Consider the following 18585-nt stretch of genomic DNA (forward strand, 5'->3'; position numbering starts at 1 on the left):
CCGACGCCGCCCACAATCTTATGGCACACACATTCGATTTCAGGGCGGCCGTCGATTTCCTTCACCCGAAGGAGTGACGAAGCTAAGGTCAGCACCATGATTGATCACGCTCATGACCTGGCGTCCGTACGGGACGCGACGGACCGGCTGCTCACCGCGGTCGCCGAGCTGGACGACGCGTCCGTGACGCAGTCGTCACGCCTGCCCGGCTGGAGCCGCGGCCACGTCCTCGCCCACCTCGCCCGCAACGCCGACGCCCTGGTGAACGTCTTCCAGGGCCGCCCCATGTACGTCGACGCCACCGTGCGGGACGCCGACATCGAGCGGGACGCCCCGCGCCCCCTGGACGTCCAGCTCGCGGACGTCCGGGAGAGCGCCGCCCGCTTCCAGGAGGCCGCCGCCGTCCCCGCGGACTGGTCGCGCACGGTCGAGCTGCGCAACGGCGTCACCGACTCGGCGGCGAGGGTGCCCTTCCGGCGCTGGGCGGAGGTGGAGCTGCACCACGTGGACCTCGGGATCGGCTACGAGCTGGAGGATCTGCCGGCGGAATTCGTCACGCGGGAGATCGACTTCCTCGCGGACCGCTTCCGCGGCCACGGGGACGTACCGCCGACGCGCCTGAGCGGCGACGGCGGCGGGACCTGGACCACGGGCGGCGGCGCGCCCGGCGGGCCCGGCGGGCCCGTTGAGGTCGGGGGCCCGGCCGCGGACCTGCTCGGCTGGCTCTCGGGACGCCGCGACGGCTCCGCGCTCACGGTCGGCGGCGGCCCGCTCCCGGCCCTCCCCCCGCTATAGGCTGGCGCCATGACGTACAGCGGAGAGGTGCGGGTCGGCGGCTCGGCGGACGTGCACGAGCTGAAGGACCTGATGATCACCAAGGTCGCGGTCGGCCCGATGAACAACAACGCCTATCTGCTGCGCTGCCGGGCCACGGACGAGCAGCTGCTGATCGACGCGGCCGCCGAAGCCGGGACGCTGCTCGGCACGATCGGTGACGACGGCATCGCCTCCGTCGTCACCACGCACCGTCACGGAGACCACTGGCAGGCGCTCGCCGAGGTCGTCGCGGCCACGCGCGCGCGTACGTACGCCGGCCGGGAGGACGCCGAGGGCATCCCGGTGCCGACCGACGTCCCGCTCGACGACGGCGACGTCGTCCGGGTGGGCGAGGTGCGCCTCACCGCACGTCACCTCGTCGGACACACACCGGGCTCGATCGTCCTCGTGTACGACGACCCGCACGGGCATCCGCACGTGTTCACGGGCGACTGCCTCTTCCCGGGCGGTCCCGGAAGGACGACGAACACGGCGGATTTCACGAGCCTGATGGACGGCCTGGAAGAGAAGATCTTCGGCCCGCTGCCCGACGAGACGTGGATCTATCCGGGGCACGGGAACGACACGACGCTCGGGTCCGAGAGGCCACGGCTGGCGGAGTGGCGATCCCGGGGCTGGTGATCCGTCGATCCGTGCGGGACGACCGGTGAGGAGCCTGCCGCACGCCGTTTCCCGCACCGCGGCTGCCGCAGGGTACGGAGCCGGCTTCCCGTGACGGGCCCGGCGCCGGTCGAGACGACCGCCGGGCCCGACGACCGGACAGTGCCCGCACCGGAGATCGCCGCCCGAGGGTGGAACAAGTCAGGGAGGCCGCCTCCGGAAGCTCCGAAGTGCCCCGGAAGACGGCCTCCCTGACTCCACGACAGGATCGCTCGCCGAGCCGGTGCGGCTCAGCAGTACCGGTTCTCGGCCCGGGCGAACCCGGCGCTGTAGCCGTCGGCGTAACCACGGGTGTAGTCGTTGCTGCTGAAACTGCGATACCCCCCGCCCCGCCGACAGTCGTCCCTGGCATCCTGATAGCCGTCCCGGAACCCGTCCCTGTAGCCCTGCCGGTAGTCGCGTGGGCTGTTGACGGCCGCGGGCGCGCCGGCGTGGGTCTCGGCGGGCGCGGCCGCCGAAGCCTGCTGTATGCCCACGGGTGCGAAGCCGAGGACGAGGGCCGAGCAGGCGATGACCGAACGCTTCCAATGCCTGGTGGTCATGGCTACCCCTTGGGTACATAGAGTGCGGGAGACTAATTTCCACACTAATGCCCCATATGGGTCACGCAACTTGCCCCCGTCGGTGCGGGAGGGCGTGCGCGACCGAGGAGTACGGCGCCTCGCCCCCTGAAGACCGGACGCCCGCGAGGGGCGCCGGACAGGAGCGGGGGTTCACGCGCGGCCGGGTCGACGCACCGCCGGTTTTCACGTGCTCACCCGCCCCGCCCCCACCAGGGCGGCGACGCGCTCCACGGCGAACACGTAGCCCTGCACTCCGCAGCCCGCGATGACGCCGTCGGCGCGCAGCGAGACGTACGAGTGGTGCCGGAAGGACTCCCGCCGGTGGATGTTGGAGATGTGGACCTCCAGAACCGGCAGTCCGTCACAGGTGTTGAGCGCGTCGAGGATCGCGATCGACGTGTGCGAGTAGGCGCCGGGGTTGATCACGACGCCGCAGTGGTCCCGCCGCGCCTCGTGGATCCAGTCCACCAGCTCGCCCTCGTGGTTGGACTGCCGGAAGTCCACCGTGCCGCCGTGCGCCGCCGCCGCCTTCACGCACAGCGCCTCGACGTCGGCGAGCGTGTCGGAGCCGTAGATCTCGGGCTGGCGCTGCCCCAGGAGGTTCAGGTTGGGGCCGTTGAGAATCATGATGGGGGCGCTGGCCAGGGTGCGGGGCACGGTTCCTCCGGTCCGTTCGGCGGGGGCGGCCCGTCGGGCCGCTGCTCGGACCCGGTTTATCACGGTGAAACAGCGGGGCGGGAAGCCCTAGTCTCACCGGCATGACCACACCGTCGTACCCGCCGAAGCCCTCCCCCGGTGACCGCGTGGCCGTCCTCTCCCCGGCCGCCGGCCTGCCCGGACTCTTCCCGGTCCCCTTCGAACTGGGCCTGGAACGGCTGCGCGAGGAGTTCGGCCTCGAACCGGTCGAGTACCCGACGACCCGCACGACGGGCGCGACGGCGCGGGAGCGGGCCGACGACATCCACGCCGCTTTCGCCGATCCCGGCATCAAGGCGGTCATCGCGTCGATCGGCGGTGACGACCAGATCACCGTCCTGCCGCTGCTGGACCGCGAGTTGATCCGGGCCGGCCCGAAGCCGTTCTTCGGCACGAGCGACAACACCAACCTCCTGGCCTTCCTGTACAACACCGGGATCGTCGGCTACCACGGCGCGAGCGTGATGGTACAGCTCGGGCGGCCGGTGGCCATGGATCCGCTGACCGCGGACTCCCTGCGGGCGGCCCTGTTCACCTCGGGCGCCTACGAACTGCGGCCGGCCGAGCGCTGGAACGACGTCGACCGCGACTGGGCCGACCCGGCGACCTTCGCTTCACTGCCGGAGACCCGGCCGGGCACCGGCTGGATCTGGCGCAACGCCGACCGCGTCGTCGAGGGCCGCGGCTGGGGCGGCAATCTGGAGATCCTCTCCTGGCTCCTGACGGCCGACCGCGAGATCTCCCACGACCTGTCGGTCTACGACGGCGGCGTGCTGTTCCTGGAGACCTCCGAGGAACTCCCCAGCGCCACGGAGGTCTTCCGGATCCTGCGCGGCATGGGTGAGCGCGGCCTCCTCCGGCGGTTCTCCGCGCTCCTGATGGGCCGCGCAAAGACTTGGTCCTTCGAACGCCCCAACGGCCCCGAGGCGGCGGCCCGTTACGCCGCGGAGCAGCGCGAAGCGGTACTGAGCGCGCTGGAGACGTACGCGCCCGACGCCCTCGCCGTCTTCGACGTGGACTTCGGCCACACGGACCCGCAGCTCGTCCTCCCCTACGGAGGGGCGATCCGCGTCGACGGCCCCGAACGGCGCATCACCGTCACCTACTGAGCCCCGCGCGACACGGTTGCGACCTCGTGCGCCCCGTACCCCTTCGGTCACGAGGGGTGGTCGACGCGGCGTGCACGACGTAAGCACCGTGAACACCGCAAGCGCCGCCAGTACCGCGAAGGCGCCTTTCCTGCCGTGGCTCGTCACCGTCTGCCTGCCGGAGCCGTACGAGCCGCGGATCCGCCGTACGGGCGCGGCGGACGGCTGCGGTCTCGGCGGAGCCTCGGCGGAGTTCCCGCGGAGTTCCCGGGGCGCGCTCACGCCCCCCGTGGCCACGGCGCTCGCGCAGCACTCGGGGCGCGCCCCCTGGGGCGCGGGCGCGTACCTGACGGGCATCGCCCTGTCCGGCCTCGGCTGCTTCGCCCTGCTGCCGGAGACCGGACCGACGCCGGTCCGGACGAGCGCCCCTAGGGATTGACGGCCAGCTCCAGGTACGCCGCGAACAGCACCAGGTGCACGCCGCCCTGCAGCGGTGTGGCCCTTCCCGGAACGACCGTCAGGGAGCTGACGACGACGGTCAGTGCGAGCAGCACCATGTGGGTGGGTCCGAGGCCGAGGACGAGCGGACCGGAGAGCCAGATCGAGGCCAGGGCGACCGCCGGGATCGTCAGGCCGATGCTGGCCATCGCGGAGCCGAGCGCGAGGTTGAGGCTGGTCTGCACCCGGTCGCGGCGGGCGGAGCGCAGTGCGGCGATGGTCTCGGGGAGCAGGACGAGCAGCGCGATGATCACACCGACGACGGCGTGAGGGAACCCGGCGGCCTCCACGCCGTCCTCGATCGTGGGCGAGACGCCTTTGGCCAGGCCGACCACGCCGACGAGGGCCAGGCCGAGCAGGCTCAGGCTGATCAGCGCGGTCCGCGACGAGGGCGCGGCGGCGTGGTCGTCCCCGGTGATCACGCCGCCCTGCCGGGTGACCGGGAGGAAGTAGTCACGGTGCCGGACGGTCTGGGTCGTCACGAACAGGCCGTACAGGGTCAGCGAGGACAGGGCGGCGAAGGTGAGCTGGACGCTGGAGAACTCCGGACCCGGCTTGCTGGTGGTGAAGGTCGGCAGGACCAGGCTGAGGGTGGCCAGGGTGGCGACGGTCGCCAGGGCCGCGCCGGTGCCCTCGGGGTTGAAGATCGCCGTGCCGTGCCGTAGGGAGGCGACGAGGAGGCACAGGCCGACGATGCCGTTGCAGGTGATCATCACGGCCGCGAAGACCGTGTCCCTCGCGAGGGTGGAGCTCTTGTCGCCGCCGTCCGCCATCAGCGTGACGATGAGCGCGACCTCGATGATCGTCACGGCGACCGCGAGTACCAGGGAGCCGAACGGTTCACCGACGCGGTGCGCGACGACCTCGGCATGGTGCACGGCCGCCAGGACCGCTCCGGCGAGGACGACCGTGATCAGGGCGACGACCACGGGGGCGAGGTCACGACCCCAGGTCAGGACCAGCAGGACGACGGCGAGCGCCGGCACGAGGGAGGTCCAGCGGGTCGTGAGCGACCTGAGCCGAGCGGTCATGCAGCGATCGTCGCAGAGCGGTACGGGCCCCGCATTCCGTCCGGGAGATGCCGGGAACGGTCGGGAGGAGCACCGGGAGCGGTGCCCGGCGAATCGCCGCACACCGCTCCCGGTGAGGGTTCCCTCGTCGTCCGTGGTCAGACGTCGATGCTGTCCTTCGGGGCGCCGCCCCCGGTCTGCGCTTCCTCGGCCGCCGCCTGCTTCCTGGAGGCCCGCAGGCTGGTGATCGTGGTGACGATGAGGACGGAGCAGATGACGCCGAGCGAGACCGGGATGCTGATCTCGGGGACGTGGACCCCGGACTCGTGCAGCGCGTGCAGTACCAGCTTGACGCCGATGAAGCCGAGGATGATCGACAGGCCGTAGCTGAGGTGGACGAGCTTGCGCAGCAGGCCGCCGATGAGGAAGTACAGCTGCCTCAGACCCATCAGCGCGAACGCGTTGGCCGTGAACACGATGTACGGGTCCTGCGTCAGGCCGAAGATCGCGGGGATCGAGTCGAGGGCGAACAGCACGTCGGTCGTGCCGATCGCGAGCATCACGACCAGCATCGGGGTCATGACCCGCTTGCCGTTCTGCTCGATCCACAGCTTGGTGCCGTGGTACCGGTCGGCGACACCGAACCTGCGCTCGGCGGCCTTGAGCAGCTTGTTCTCCTCGAACTCCTCGTCCTCCTGGTCGGCCCGGGCCTCCTGGATGAGCTTCCAGGCCGTCCAGATCAGGAAGGCGCCGAAGAGGTAGAACACCCAGGAGAAGCTGGCGAGGATCGCGGCACCCGCGGCGATGAAGATCGCCCGCAGGACCAGGGCGATGAGCACGCCGACGAGCAGGACCCGCTGCTGGTACTGCGAGGGGACGGCGAACTTCGCCATGATCAGGACGAAGACGAAGAGGTTGTCGACACTGAGCGACTTCTCGGTGATGAAGCCCGCGAAGAACTCTCCGGCGGGCTGTCCCCCGCCGAAGACGAGCAGGCCGAGCCCGAACAGTGCGGCCAGGGCGACCCAGACGACGGTCCAGATACCGGCTTCCTTGATCGACACGTCATGCGGCTTACGGCCGATGAAGAAGTCGATCGCGATGAGGGCACTCAGGCCCACGATGGTCAGGACCCACAGGGTCAGGGAAACATCCACTGCGCCTCCGGCAGTACGTAACGGCAGGTGATCAGCGTCGTCGCGCTGCCGGAGGTCTCTTCCACCCCGGGTCCCGGCGCAGGGCGTGCGCACGGGGCCACACGGGCCGGCGCCCCGGGATCAGCTCTGATCCGTATTGACGGGTACGCCGCAGTTGGCAGGGAGTACTCCCCTCCGTACGAAAAACAGTACCCAATCACCAAGGAAAGGTAAAGGGATGGGCAAAATAAAGATCAAATTCGCTGGTCAAGGCCACTTTGCGGTCGCTTGGTGAAGTGGTGGGAGCGATCAGTCCCGCCACGTCCGGCGGGCCGCGGCGACCTGCGTCAGGACCTGCTGGAGAACCTGGCTGCCGGGCGGCACGAGGGCCGGCTCGTACGTCCAGGCGTGACCGACCCAGGGATCGGCGAGGTGGTCGTCGGGCACCGGGGTCAGCCGCATCAGCCCGCGCCACAGCGGATCCAGCAACGGACCGTAACCGGCGGCGTCCTCGCGGTCGGCGACCATCATCAGGTGGACGCCGACGGACGGGCCCTCGTCCGCGAGGTAACGGAGCTGGGTCACGGCACGGTCGTCGAAGCCGTGCGGGAAGTCGTTGACGACCAGGAGCTGCTGGGCGGTGTCGAAACCGGGCGGGAGCGAGTCGGCCGCACCGCCGCGCACCGCCATCTGCACCAGGTCGACGTGCTGCGTGAGCCGGGTGAGCACGTCCGTCACCCCGGCCGCGCCCACGGCCGGCGGCGCCGCCAGCACTCCGCTCCGCACCAGCGGGGCGAGCGCCGGCGCGCCCGAACCACCCGGGTCGACGACGTGCACCGTGAACTCGCCGGCCGGATGGACCGCCAGCAGCCGGACCGTGTGCGCCACGGCCGAGTCCAGCGCGAGACGGCGCAGCTCGTGGGAGTCGAGGAACGAGCCGTCGGGCGAGCCCGTCCGCCCGCTGTCCATCCACAGACCGCGCTCCAGCGGAAGGCGGATGAGCATGGGGATGCGCAGCCGGTCGCTCTCGGGAAGGTGGAGGTCGCCCAGGCGCAGCGCCATGGGCATTTCCATCGGAACGCGATAGGCGTGCCAGACGGGGTTGTCCCAGCGCGCGAAGGCCGGCGGCAGCGCCGGCTCGACGACCTCGGACTCGGCCACGAGCTGGGCGAGATCGCGATCCAGCGCCTGCCGGGCCTGGTCGACGAGCTGTGCGTGCTTGGCGCGAGCGGTCTCGCGGGCGGCGTCGCCCCGGCCGCCGATCCGGCTGCGCGGGTCGGAGAGGACCTCGTCGAGTTCCCTCTCCCTGCGCGTGTCGGCGAAGTCGACGGCGCTGCGGTACGCGGCCGTGGTGCGGGCCAGGTCCTCGAACATGCCCCAGACCTGGTTGTACAGCCGCTCCTCCATGGACCAGCCGGTGGCGTCGCCGGCGACCGGCCGCGCGGGCCTGCCGGGCTCGGCCGGGGGCGCGACGGGCGGAGGCGGCGGGGCGGTGGTGCGGCGCCGCGGGTGGCTGTAGTCGACGGGGCCGCCGGTGCCGGACGCCACGGGGGTGCCCGGCCGGGTGGCGGCCGCGGGGTCCGCGGGCCCCGCCGGATGTCCCGCCACGGCATCCGCCGCGCCTTGCGCCGGCTGGGAACCCGCGTACGGTCCGGCGGCGCCCTGGGGGCTCTGCCCGCCGTACGGGGATCCCCCCTGGTCGGGGCCGAGGGCGGAGGCGGCCGCCTGCCGGGAGCGGTCGGCGTCGGCCGTGCGCGGCGGTGGGGCCGGCACCGAGCGGACCGACCCCCGGGCCACGGCCTCGTCGATGTCGGACGCGAGCTGCCGGGCCTGCGCCAGGCCCTGGTCGGCGAGGAGGGCGGCGAGGCCGCCCGCGTACCCCTGGCCGACCGCCCGGACCTTCCAGGCGCCCTGGCGCCGGTACAGCTCCAGGGCGACGACGGCCGACTCGGGGCCGAGGCCGGTGAGGGTGAAGCAGGCCACCTCGGAACCGTCGAGGCCGGTGACGGCGACGACGGGGGCGGCGAGGGAGCCGAAGACGGCCGGGCCCCCCACCCCGGTGGGCAGGGCGAGCAGGACGCTGACGCGGTGCACGCTCTCCGCGACGGCGTCCAGGTCCACCGCAAGGCGGTGGTCGGCGGCCGCCTGCCGGGAGACCTCGAGACCGGGGAGGGCGGGCGCGCCCGGGTGGGCGACCCACTCCACGCCGTGGATCCTGCCGCTCTCGTCGCAGAGGGTGGCCGCCGCCACGACGGGGGCGCCCGCCGAGACCCGGATCTCGAGGCGGACTTCCAGAAGCGGGTGGTTCTGGCCCCGCACCAGCTCGGCCGTCATCGCCTGTGGTCCCCCTGCGTCGCGTGTCGTGTCGTCGTGCGCCGTCCGGCCCGGTTACAGCGCGGGCAGGATGGCCGGCATCAGGTCCTGGAAGGTGCGGCCGTTGGCCGGGGTGCCGAGGGCGGTCATGTTCCAGCCCGCGCCCACCCGGTGCACCTTGGCCATGATCTGGGCGGTGTAGGCGCCGCCGCCCGCGAGCGTGTAGCGCGCCAGCTCCTGGCCGTTGGTCTCGTCGACCAGGCGGCAGAACGCGTTCTGCACCTCCTGGAAGGTCTGGCCGGTGAAGGAGTTCACCGTGAAGACGATCTGGTCGATGTGGACCGGGACGCGGGACAGGTCGACGAGGATCGCCTCGTCGTCGCCGCCCTGGCCGACGCCGCCGACGAGGTTGTCACCGGTGTGCCGGACCGAGCCGTCGTCGCTCACCAGGTGGCGGAAGAAGACGACGTCGACCGGCTGCCTGTCCGCGAAGAGGACCGCGGAGGCGTCGAGGTCGATCTCCCGGGTGCGGGAGCCGAACAGGCCGCGCCGGGGGGCAGCCTGCCAGCCGAGACCCATGCGCACCGCGGTCAGGCTGCCTCCGTCGGTCTTCTGCAGACTGATGGCCTGACCCTTGGTCATGTTGACGGTCACGCGCTGATTCCCCTCTCGGACTGTCCCCTGTTGCCGCGATCCCCGCGGTTGACGAAAACCCTACGCAAGGGCACCGACAGTGCCGTACCCAGGACCGCACTTTGTGTCGTTCTTGCAACACGGCCTTGCGACACGGCGCGTACGGCGGCCGGGCCCCGCGCGGCACGTCAGGCGATGCCCGCCTCCTTCATCTGCCGCAGTTCCTTCTTCATCTCGGAGACCTCGTCGCGCAGTCGGGCCGCGACCTCGAACTGGAGGTCCGCGGCGGCCGCCCGCATGCGCGCCGTCATCTCCTCGATCTGGTCGGCGAGTTCGGCGGCGGGGCGGTCCGTGGGGACCGTCTTCTTGGCCTTGCCCTTCGCGGGCCCGGCGGACTTCGCGCCCTTGGCCGCCTTGCCGCCGAGGGAGGGCACCGGCGCCTTGGTGCCGCCGCCGTCCTTCTTCGCGCGGTAGCCGGAGCCCAGCAGCTGCTCGGTGTCGACCTCCTCGCGCGCGATCTGCGCGACGATGTCGTTGATCTTCTTGCGCAGCGGCTGCGGGTCGATCCCGTGCGCCGTGTTGTAGGCGATCTGCTTCTCCCGGCGGCGGTTGGTCTCCTCGATGGCCCGCTCCATGCCCGGGGTGACCTTGTCCGCGTACATGTGGACCTGGCCGGAGACGTTGCGCGCGGCGCGGCCGACGGTCTGGATCAGTGAGGTGCCGGAGCGCAGGAAGCCCTCCTTGTCGGCGTCGAGGATCGCCACCAGGGACACCTCGGGCAGGTCGAGGCCCTCACGCAGGAGGTTGATGCCCACCAGCACGTCGAACTCGCCGGACCGCAGTTCGCGCAGCAGCTCGATGCGGCGCAGGGTGTCGACGTCGCTGTGCAGGTAGCGGACCTGGATGCCCAGCTCGAGGAAGTAGTCGGTGAGGTCCTCGGCCATCTTCTTGGTGAGGGTGGTGACCAGGACCCGCTCGTCCTTCTCGACGCGCGTGCGGATCTCGTGCACCAGGTCGTCGATCTGGCCCTCGGTGGGCTTGACGACGATCTCGGGGTCGATGAGGCCGGTGGGACGGATGATCTGCTCGACGACGCCGTCCCCGCGCGAGAGTTCGTACTTGCCGGGCGTCGCCGACAGGTAGACGGTCTGCCCGATGCGCTCCTGGAACTCCTCCCACTTCAGCGGGCGGTTGTCGAGGGCGGAGGGGAGCCGGAAGCCGTGGTCGACGAGGGTGCGCTTGCGGGAGGCGTCGCCCTCGTACATGGCGCCGATCTGCGGGACGGTGACGTGGGACTCGTCGATGACGAGGAGGAAGTCGTCGGGGAAGTAGTCGAGCAGGGTGTTCGGCGGGGAGCCCGGCCGGCGCCCGTCGAAGTGCATCGAGTAGTTCTCCACGCCCGAGCAGCTGCCGATCTGGCGGAGCATCTCGATGTCGTACGTGGTGCGCATGCGCAGGCGCTGGGCCTCGAGGAGCTTGCCCTGCTTCTCGAGTTCGGCGAGGCGCTCGCCCAGTTCCTTCTCGATGTCGTTGACGGCGCGCTCCAGGCGCTCCGGGCCGGCCACGTAGTGGGTGGCGGGGAAGACGTACAGCTGCTCGTCGTCGCTGATGATCTCGCCGGTGAGCGGGTGGAGGGTCGACAGGGCCTCGATCTCGTCGCCGAACATCTCGATGCGGACGGCCAGTTCCTCGTAGACCGGGAAGATCTCGATGGTGTCGCCGCGGACCCGGAAGGTGCCGCGGGTGAAGGCCATGTCGTTGCGCGTGTACTGGATGTCGACGAAGCGGCGCAGCAGCTGGTCGCGGTCGATCTCGGCGCCGACCTTCAGCGGGACCATGCGGTCCACGTACTCCTGGGGGGTGCCGAGGCCGTAGATGCAGGAGACCGAGGCGACCACGACGACGTCCCGGCGGGTGAGCAGCGAGTTGGTCGCGGAGTGGCGCAGCCGCTCGACCTCCTCGTTGATCGAGGAGTCCTTCTCGATGTAGGTGTCCGACTGCGGGACGTACGCCTCGGGCTGGTAGTAGTCGTAGTACGAGACGAAGTACTCCACCGCGTTGTTCGGCAGCAGCTCGCGGAACTCGTTGGCCAGCTGTGCGGCCAGCGTCTTGTTCGGCGCCATCACGAGCGTGGGGCGCTGGAGCTTCTCGATCATCCACGCGGTGGTCGCGGACTTGCCGGTGCCGGTCGCGCCCAGGAGGACGACGTCCTTCTCACCGGCCTCGATGCGCTTGGCCAGCTCGGCGATGGCCGCCGGCTGGTCACCGCTGGGCTGGTAGGAGCTGACGACCTCGAAAGGCGCCACCGTGCGTTCGATGCTGGAAACGGGCCGCATGTCATCCACCGTACGGCCCACCACCGACAATGCGGTCCGATCAGCGGTTCTGCGGGGTCCGGCGCTCGTGGGGGACCTGCCGACGGGTGCGGAGCCGGGCCCGGGGGGCGGGGTGCGGGTGGGCCGGGACGCCGGGCCTGTGCCCGTGCCCGGCGGGGGCCCGGCCGGGCCTGCCCGTCATCATGCGGGGGTCGAACAGCACCACCATGCCGGCGAGGCAGAGGAAGGCGAGGGGGCCGATCAGCATCGGCGCGAGGAGACCGGCGGGCGGGTCGCCCGCGGACGGCGATCCCGTGGCGTGCAGGTGGACGCTGAGGGCGGCCATGCCCGTGTAGTGCATGCCGGTCACGGCGAGGCCCATGACGAGGCTCGCGCCGACGCTCCACAAAAGGCCCCTGACCTGCCCGGCGGCCCACAGCGCGGCGGTGGCGGCGATCATCGCGACGGCCACGGAGACGCCCACGGTGAAGGTGTCGTACTCGAACTTGCCGTCGAACCGCATGCCGGCCATGCCCAGGTAGTGCATCGAGGCGATCCCGAGGCCCGTGAGGGTGCCTCCGGTGAACAGGGCGGTGCCGGACGCGCCCCGGTAGCCGACGATGAAGATCCCGACGCCCACCATGACGACGGCGACGCCGAGGCTGGCGTAGGTCATCGGCCTGTCGTAGCGGATCGGGGCGCCGGCGACCGTGAAGCCCGTCATGGCGATGAAGTGCATGGTCCATATGCCGGAGCCGATCGCGGTCGCGCCGAGGGCGAGCCATCCGGGGCGCCAGGAGTGGGCGACGAGCATGGCTCTGGTCGTGCAGCGCAGGCCGAGGGCACCGCCGAGGCAGGCCATGAGGTAGGCCACCAGCGGTGTCACGAGTCCGTAGCTGAATCCGTCGGCCGTGCCGTGCATGCGCGGTTGCCCTTCCGCCCTGTTGCTGGAATGCCTGGAGCGCGCCGTGTACCCGGGATCGCGCGAGCGATCAGGGTTGACGCAGAGCAGTATGACTGCCACCGGAATGGTCGAACGATTTTCCGGCAAAGAAACACGGCCTTGCCGCAATGTGCGGCACCGGTGTGCGTCCCGGCCGTCAGCCTTCGTCCTCCGGGTCCTCCCGCGCGCGTCCGCCGTTGACTCTTCGCTGTCACAGTGGTGCCGTACGTGATCGGCCGACGCGAGGAGTACGCATGCACGCGCGCGCAGTCGCCGCGGCGACCACCGCCCTGGTGGGTTTCGTCGCCCTCCTGCTCCCTGTCCACGACGCCCGGGCGGGGATCGTCGGACGGCCCGCGGTGATCGCCCACAGGGGCGCTTCCGCCCAGGCTCCCGAGAACACCCTGGCGGCCGTCGACGCGGCCGCCGACCTGGGCGTCCGCTGGGTGGAGAACGACGTCCAGCGCACCAGGGACGGCGAACTGGTGGTGATCCACGACGACAGTCTCGAGCGGACCACCGACGTCGAGGAGGTCTTTCCCGGGCGGGCCCCGTGGAAGGTGCGGGACTTCACCGCGGCCGAGGTCGCACGGCTCGACGCGGGCGGCTGGTTCGGCCCCGCCTACGCGGGCGCGCGCGTACCGACGCTCCGGGAGTACGTCCGCCGTGTCGAGCGTCACGGCCAGAAACTGCTGCTGGAGCTGAAGAACCCCGCGCTGTACCCGGGGATCGAACAGGACACCCTCAAGGTGCTCGCCGACGAGGGGTGGCTGGACCGGGAGCATCTCGGCCGGCTGGTCGTGCAGAGCTTCGACACCGGCAGTCTGCGGGCCGTCCACGACCTCGCGCCGTCGGTGACGACCGGTCTGCTGGGCAGGCCGGCGGTGCGGGACCTGCCCGGCTGCGCGGTCTTCACCGACCTGATCAATCCCTCGTACGTGTCCCTCTCGGCGGAGTACGTCGCCGCCGTGCACGCGGTCGGGGGACCGCACGGCAGCCCGTTGAGGATCTTCGTGTGGACCGTCGACGACGCCGCGGCGGCCCGGACGGTCGCCGGGTACGGCGTCGACGGCATCATCACCGACAGGCCGGACGTGGTCGCGCGGGCACTGTACGGGAGCTGACCTCCGGGACCGGTCGGGCGTCGGGCCGGGGGCGTTGTCGGTGGGAGGTCGTACGGTGGGTGCATGGACAGCCACGGGCAGTACGAGCAGCAGGTCGTGTGGACCGTCGTCGACACCGGCATCGGTCCGCTGCTGCTGGCCGCGACCCGCGAGGGCCTGGTCAACGTCGTGTTCCACGCCGACGGGCCGGTGCGCGAGAAGGCGCTCCGCCGCCTCGCGCACCGGCTGGGCGCGGAACCGGTCGAGTCGCCCGGATCGCCGTTGCTGTCCGAGGCGATACGCCAGGTCGGCGCCTACTTCGCCGGGGAGCGCCGGGACTTCGCGCTCCCCCTGGACTGGTCGCTGATCTCCGGCTTCAACCGACAGGTCCTGCGCGAGCTGGCCTCCGGCGTCCCGTACGGCGCGGTCGTCGGCTACGGCGACCTGGCCGAACGGGTGGGCCGGCCCGGCGGGGCGCAGGCGGTGGGGATGGCGATGGGCGCCAATCCGCTGCCGGTCGTGGTGCCCTGCCACCGGGTGGTGGAGAGCGACGGCGGGATCGGCGGTTTCGGCGGCGGTCTGGAGGCCAAGCGCACGTTGCTCGCCCTGGAGGGGGTTCTGCCCGAGCCGCTGTTCTGAGCGGCTCGGGCAGGCGGCGGCGTCCGGGCGGGCGGCGCGTGCCCGGTGGCGTCCGCGTCAGTCGTAGTGCCGGATCTCGACGACGTTGCCGTCCGGGTCGCGGAAGTAGAGGCTGCGCGTGGCCGCGCCCCGGGCGCCGAACGAGCCGTGCGAGACGTCCGAGACGGGGACGGCGTGCTCGGCCAGGCGGGTGCGGAGGGCGTCGAAGGCGGTGCGGGACAGGGCGAGGCAGATGTGGTTCACGGGGTGTCCGGCGCTGTCGGCCGCCCCGGGAAGCATCGTCATGCCCTTCACCATGGTCAGCGGCATCAGGTCGAGGAGGCTCCCGTCGTCGACACGGACGGAGGGGAAGGGCTCCTCCCCCGCGGCGAACGCGGCGAGCCGGACGGGGGCCAGGCCGACGACGTTCTCGTAGAAGTCGGCCGCGGCGAGCGGGTCGCGCACCCACAGGACGACGTGGTCGAGGCGGGGCGGGTTGTCGGTCATGCCTTCCAGGCTGGTGTCGTCCCCCACGGGCCGCAAGGGTTTGGCCGGGCGTATCGCCCGCCAGGGATGAGGGAGGACCGACGGACAGGAGGCGGGCACGTGGTGCTGGTGGTGTCGGAAGAGGTGCGGGAGGCGGTCGAGGCGCGTCGCCCCGTGGTGGCGCTGGAGTCCACGATCATCGCTCACGGGCTGCCCCGGCCGCGCAACCTTCAGGTGGCGCGGGAGCTGGAGGCGGCGGTGCGTGCGGAGGGCGCCGTACCGGCGACGATCGCCGTGCTGGACGGGCGGCCCCGTGTCGGCCTCGACGAGGAGCAGTTGGAGCGGGTCGCCGACGAGGACGGCATCCGCAAGCTGGGCCACCGCGACCTGCCGCTCGCGGTCGCCTCGGGGGCGAGCGGGGCGACCACGGTGTCGGCGACGGCGCTGCTCGCGGCGTTGGCCGGGGTGCGGGTGTTCGCGACGGGCGGACTCGGCGGGGTGCACCGGGGATGGACGGCCACCCAGGACGAGTCGGCCGATCTGGGTTTGCTGGCGCGCACCCGGATCACGGTGGTGTGCGCGGGGGTGAAGTCGATCCTGGACGTGCCGGCGACGCTCCAGCGGCTGGAGACGCTGGGGGTCGCCGTCGCCGGGTACGGCACCGACCGCTTCCCCGGCTTCTACCTGTCCGACTCGGGGTCTCCGGTGGACTGGACGCTGGAGAGTCCCGCTCAGGTGGCGGACGTGATGCGGGCTCAGGTCGCCCTCGGGCTGCCGGAGTCGGCGCTGATCGTCGCGAACCCGGTTCCGGAGGAGGAACAGCTGGATCCCGCGCTGCACGCGCGCGTGCTCGCGGAGGCGCTCAGGGCGTGTGCGGCGGAGGGGGTCACGGGCCAGGCCGTCACGCCGTTCCTGCTCGACCACCTGGTCCGCCGCACCGACGGCGCCTCTCTGAGCGCCAACCTGGCCGCGGTGCGCGGCAACGTGCGGCTGGCGGGGCGGATCGCCGTGGCGTGGGCCGGGGCGTGACCGGCGGTCCGGACGGGGCGGATCCCGGCTCCGGGGGCCCGAACCCGCGTTCTGGCGGGGCGGATCCCGGCTCCGGGGGCCCGGAGCCGGGCGCCGCTCCCGCGGGCGTGCGGCGAGGGGGCGGGGCGCTGCTGGTGGTCGGGGACGTCGTCACGGACGTCGTCGCGCGCCACCGGGGACCGCTGGCGCCGGGGACGGACACGGCCGCGGTGGTCCGGACGCTGCCGGGCGGCGCGGGCGCCAACGTGGCGTGCTGGGCGGCGCACGGGGGCTGTGCGGACGTACGGCTGCTCGGCCGGGTGGGTGCGGAGGCGGCGGCCTGGCACGAACGTGAGCTGGTCGCGTGCGGGGTACGGCCCCTGCTCGTCGTCGATCCCGAGGCACCGACGGGGACGGTGGTCTGCCTGGTCGACACCGGGGCCGCGGCCGAGCGGACGTTCCTCACCGACAGCGGCGCCTCCCTGCGGCTCGGACCGGACGACTGGTCGGGCACGCTGCTCGACGGGGTCGCCCGGCTGCACCTGTCGGGCTACCTGCTGTTCTCCGCGTCGGGGCGGGCACTGGTGCGGACGGCACTGGTGTCGGCACGCGCGCGCGGGGTGCCGGTGAGCCTGGATCCGGCGTCGGCGGGATTCCTGGCGGAACTGGGCGCCGACCGGTTCCTGGCCCTGGTGCGGGGCGTGGACGTGCTGTTGCCCAGCCGGGACGAGGCCCGTCTGCTGACCGGAGCGGCCGACGGGGCGGACGCGGCCGCCGAACTCAGTCGGCGTGTGCCGCTGGTGGTGGCCAAGCAGGGGGCGGACGGAGCCGTGGTGGCCCGGGGCGGTGCCGTCGTCGCCCGGGTCCGCGCCGTCCCGGCGACCCCGCGCGACACGACGGGCGCCGGCGACGCCTTCACCGGCGCTTTCCTCGCCGCCCTGCTCGGGGGTGCGGAGCCCGCGGAGGCCGCGGTCGAGGGGTGCGGTGCGGGCGCGCTGGCGGTGGAGCGGGTGGGTGGCAGACCGGGGCGGTCGGCCGGGCGGGGCCCGTCGTGAGACGTCGACGTCGGTGGTGAGGATCCTGCCCGTGGGGCCGGCCCTCCTCGCCGGCCGGGACACCACCGGGGTGCCGCCCGCGCCGGCCTCCCGGCAGCGCCGGCCGGGGCTCACGCCCAGGTCATCGAGGTGCCGGAACGCCGTCGGGTCGAAGAGGGTGGCGAGGGCGTCGAAGCGCTCCCCCGCCTCGGTCCGCCGGTTGTCGGGGAGGTGGCGGCGGTCGGCTCGCGTCATGCCGCGATCGTCCCCGTCGTCCCGGTCCGGCCGACCGGGGCGGGCGGCGGGACCGGGACACGGGAGCGCAGGCGCCCCGACATGGTGCGGAAGAGGAGGGGAAGCCGTCTCCGGGGCGGAACCCTTTCCGGGTCGTCCACAGGCGGGAACCAAGCGGAACATCCCCTTTCCACAGGCTTGCCCGGGTTCTGCGCGGGCCTGGCAGACTGGCGCGCCACGGCGTGAGATCACGCAGGGGGATCCGAGAAGGAGGTCGGGATGACCATGGCCGGGAATCTGCGGAAGGTCACTGGCCTGGGCGGGGTGGGCGGCCTGCGCAGGGTGGCGCGCCTGGCCCGCCGGCGGCCTCGGGTCGATCTGAGCCATCCCGCGCGGTCGCCGCTGGGTTCCTCTGTGGTGAACTGCGTGACCTACCGCGAGGGCGCGCGCGTCCCGGCCGGCGGCGACCTGGTCGACACCGTGGAGCGGATGCGCAGGAGCGGGCACGGATTCGTCTGGCTCGGTCTCCACGAGCCGACGAACGCGGAGTTCGCGGGCATCGCCGACCTCTTCGACCTCCATCCGCTGGCGGTCGAGGACGCGGTCGAAGCCCATCAGCGCCCGAAGGTGGAGCGGTACGGCGAGACGCTGTTCGCGGTGTTCAAGACGGTCTGCTACGTCGAGCACGAGCAGCTCACGGCGACGAGCGAGGTGGTCGACACCGGCGAGATCATGGTGTTCGTCGGCCGGGACTTCGTCATCACCGTGCGCCACGGCCGGCACGGCTCGCTGGGCCCGTTGCGCGAGGGGCTGGAGTGCGATCCCGGCCAGCTCGCCAAGGGACCGTCAGCGGTGCTGCACGCGGTCGCGGACCACGTGGTCGACGAGTACCTCAACGTCATCGACGCCGCGCAGATGGACATCGACCAGGTCGAGACGGACGTCTTCGCGGAGAACGGGGCGCGGACCGACCCCGGGCGCATCTACCAGCTCAAGCGGGAACTGCTGGAGCTGAAGCGGGCGGTGGTGCCGCTGAGCCGGCCGCTCCAGGATCTGGCGGGCCGGCCGATGCGGGTGGTCGACCCCGAGATACAGGCCTACTTCCGGGACGTCTCCGACCATCTGCTGCGGGCCACGGAACAGATCGCGGCCTTCGACGAACTGCTCAACTCGATCCTCCAGGCGCACCTCGCCCAGGTCACCGTCGCGCAGAACGAGGACATGCGGAAGATCACCGCGTGGGCCGCGATCGTCGCCGTACCGACCATGATCTGCGGGGTCTACGGCATGAACTTCGACCACATGCCGGAGCTGCACTGGAAGTACGGCTACGGCATGGCCCTCGGGCTGATAACCGCCGTCTGCCTGGCGTTGTACCGCGGCTTCCGCCGCAACGGCTGGCTCTGAGGG

At 72.1% G+C, this 18585-nt stretch carries 17 protein-coding genes and 1 pseudogene; 9 read left to right on the forward strand and 9 right to left on the reverse strand.

Annotated elements, in window-relative coordinates:
- The first annotated feature begins 96 nt into the window (after positions 1-96).
- The gene (locus ACF09K_RS22435) at positions 97-795 is read left to right on the forward strand and encodes a maleylpyruvate isomerase family mycothiol-dependent enzyme (RefSeq protein WP_392246049.1); all 699 of its coding nucleotides are present in this window, start codon (positions 97-99) and stop codon (positions 793-795) included.
- Between the two features lie 9 nt (positions 796-804).
- On the forward strand, positions 805-1458 hold the full coding sequence (locus ACF09K_RS22440) for an MBL fold metallo-hydrolase (RefSeq protein ID WP_392246051.1): 654 nt from the start codon (positions 805-807) through the stop codon (positions 1456-1458).
- 269 nt (positions 1459-1727) lie between these two features.
- Here the strand turns inward: ACF09K_RS22440 and ACF09K_RS22445 are convergent, their stop codons facing one another.
- Together ACF09K_RS22445 and aroQ are read right to left on the reverse strand one after the other, a co-directional pair.
- Positions 1728-2039, reverse strand: coding sequence for a hypothetical protein (locus tag ACF09K_RS22445; RefSeq protein WP_392246052.1), 312 nt, complete (start codon positions 2037-2039; stop codon positions 1728-1730).
- Between the two features lie 204 nt (positions 2040-2243).
- Entirely contained in the window at positions 2244-2717 is a 474-nt protein-coding gene (aroQ, locus tag ACF09K_RS22450) for a type II 3-dehydroquinate dehydratase (RefSeq protein ID WP_392246054.1), read from the reverse strand.
- Positions 2718-2818: 101 nt separating this feature from the next.
- Here aroQ and ACF09K_RS22455 point away from each other — a divergent pair, with 101 nt between their 5' ends.
- Positions 2819-3865, forward strand: a complete 1047-nt coding sequence (locus ACF09K_RS22455; RefSeq protein WP_392246056.1) for a S66 peptidase family protein — start codon at positions 2819-2821, stop codon at positions 3863-3865.
- A gap of 139 nt (positions 3866-4004) precedes the next feature.
- Positions 4005-4283, forward strand: a pseudogene (locus ACF09K_RS22460) (MFS transporter); the annotation flags it as partial.
- Here ACF09K_RS22460 and ACF09K_RS22465 read toward each other — a convergent pair.
- The 6 genes from ACF09K_RS22465 to ACF09K_RS22490 form a co-directional block, all read right to left on the reverse strand.
- The gene (locus tag ACF09K_RS22465) at positions 4273-5373 is read right to left on the reverse strand and encodes a calcium:proton antiporter (protein ID WP_392246058.1); all 1101 of its coding nucleotides are present in this window, start codon (positions 5371-5373) and stop codon (positions 4273-4275) included. The pseudogene ACF09K_RS22460 and the gene ACF09K_RS22465 overlap by 11 nt on opposite strands.
- A 137-nt stretch (positions 5374-5510) precedes the next feature.
- Positions 5511-6509, reverse strand: a complete 999-nt coding sequence (locus ACF09K_RS22470; RefSeq protein ID WP_392246060.1) for a TerC family protein — start codon at positions 6507-6509, stop codon at positions 5511-5513.
- Positions 6510-6797: 288 nt separating this feature from the next.
- A complete protein-coding gene (locus ACF09K_RS22475) occupies positions 6798-8822 on the reverse strand; it encodes a TerD family protein (RefSeq protein ID WP_392246061.1) in 2025 nt (674 codons plus the stop codon).
- A 54-nt stretch (positions 8823-8876) separates the two neighbouring features.
- Positions 8877-9455, reverse strand: a complete 579-nt coding sequence (locus ACF09K_RS22480) for a TerD family protein (protein WP_392246063.1) — start codon at positions 9453-9455, stop codon at positions 8877-8879.
- 167 nt (positions 9456-9622) lie between these two features.
- The gene (gene uvrB, locus ACF09K_RS22485; RefSeq protein WP_392246064.1) at positions 9623-11770 is read right to left on the reverse strand and encodes an excinuclease ABC subunit UvrB; all 2148 of its coding nucleotides are present in this window, start codon (positions 11768-11770) and stop codon (positions 9623-9625) included.
- Between the two features lie 40 nt (positions 11771-11810).
- Positions 11811-12671, reverse strand: coding sequence for an MHYT domain-containing protein (locus tag ACF09K_RS22490; protein ID WP_392246065.1), 861 nt, complete (start codon positions 12669-12671; stop codon positions 11811-11813).
- A 275-nt stretch (positions 12672-12946) separates the two neighbouring features.
- Between ACF09K_RS22490 and ACF09K_RS22495 the strand changes: the two genes are divergently transcribed.
- Both ACF09K_RS22495 and ACF09K_RS22500 read left to right on the forward strand, forming a co-directional pair.
- Entirely contained in the window at positions 12947-13816 is an 870-nt protein-coding gene (locus ACF09K_RS22495; protein WP_392246067.1) for a glycerophosphodiester phosphodiesterase, read from the forward strand.
- A 63-nt stretch (positions 13817-13879) separates the two neighbouring features.
- Positions 13880-14434, forward strand: coding sequence for a methylated-DNA--[protein]-cysteine S-methyltransferase (locus ACF09K_RS22500; RefSeq protein WP_392246068.1), 555 nt, complete (start codon positions 13880-13882; stop codon positions 14432-14434).
- A gap of 57 nt (positions 14435-14491) precedes the next feature.
- Here the strand turns inward: ACF09K_RS22500 and ACF09K_RS22505 are convergent, their stop codons facing one another.
- A complete protein-coding gene (locus ACF09K_RS22505) occupies positions 14492-14920 on the reverse strand; it encodes a VOC family protein (protein WP_392246070.1) in 429 nt (142 codons plus the stop codon).
- Positions 14921-15022: 102 nt separating this feature from the next.
- On the opposite strand from ACF09K_RS22505, the gene ACF09K_RS22510 reads away from it, so the two are divergent.
- The 3 genes from ACF09K_RS22510 to ACF09K_RS22520 all read left to right on the forward strand — a co-directional run bounded on the left by ACF09K_RS22510 (position 15023) and on the right by ACF09K_RS22520 (position 18582).
- On the forward strand, positions 15023-15928 hold the full coding sequence (locus tag ACF09K_RS22510) for a pseudouridine-5'-phosphate glycosidase (protein WP_392246434.1): 906 nt from the start codon (positions 15023-15025) through the stop codon (positions 15926-15928).
- A gap of 107 nt (positions 15929-16035) precedes the next feature.
- Positions 16036-16962, forward strand: coding sequence for a carbohydrate kinase family protein (locus ACF09K_RS22515; protein ID WP_392246072.1), 927 nt, complete (start codon positions 16036-16038; stop codon positions 16960-16962).
- Positions 16963-17454: 492 nt separating this feature from the next.
- A complete protein-coding gene (locus ACF09K_RS22520; RefSeq protein ID WP_392246074.1) occupies positions 17455-18582 on the forward strand; it encodes a magnesium and cobalt transport protein CorA in 1128 nt (375 codons plus the stop codon).
- The last annotated feature ends 3 nt before the right edge of the window (positions 18583-18585 follow it).

The organism is Streptomyces sp. NPDC014882 (assembly GCF_043081325.1).
Classification (GTDB): domain Bacteria; phylum Actinomycetota; class Actinomycetes; order Streptomycetales; family Streptomycetaceae; genus Streptomyces.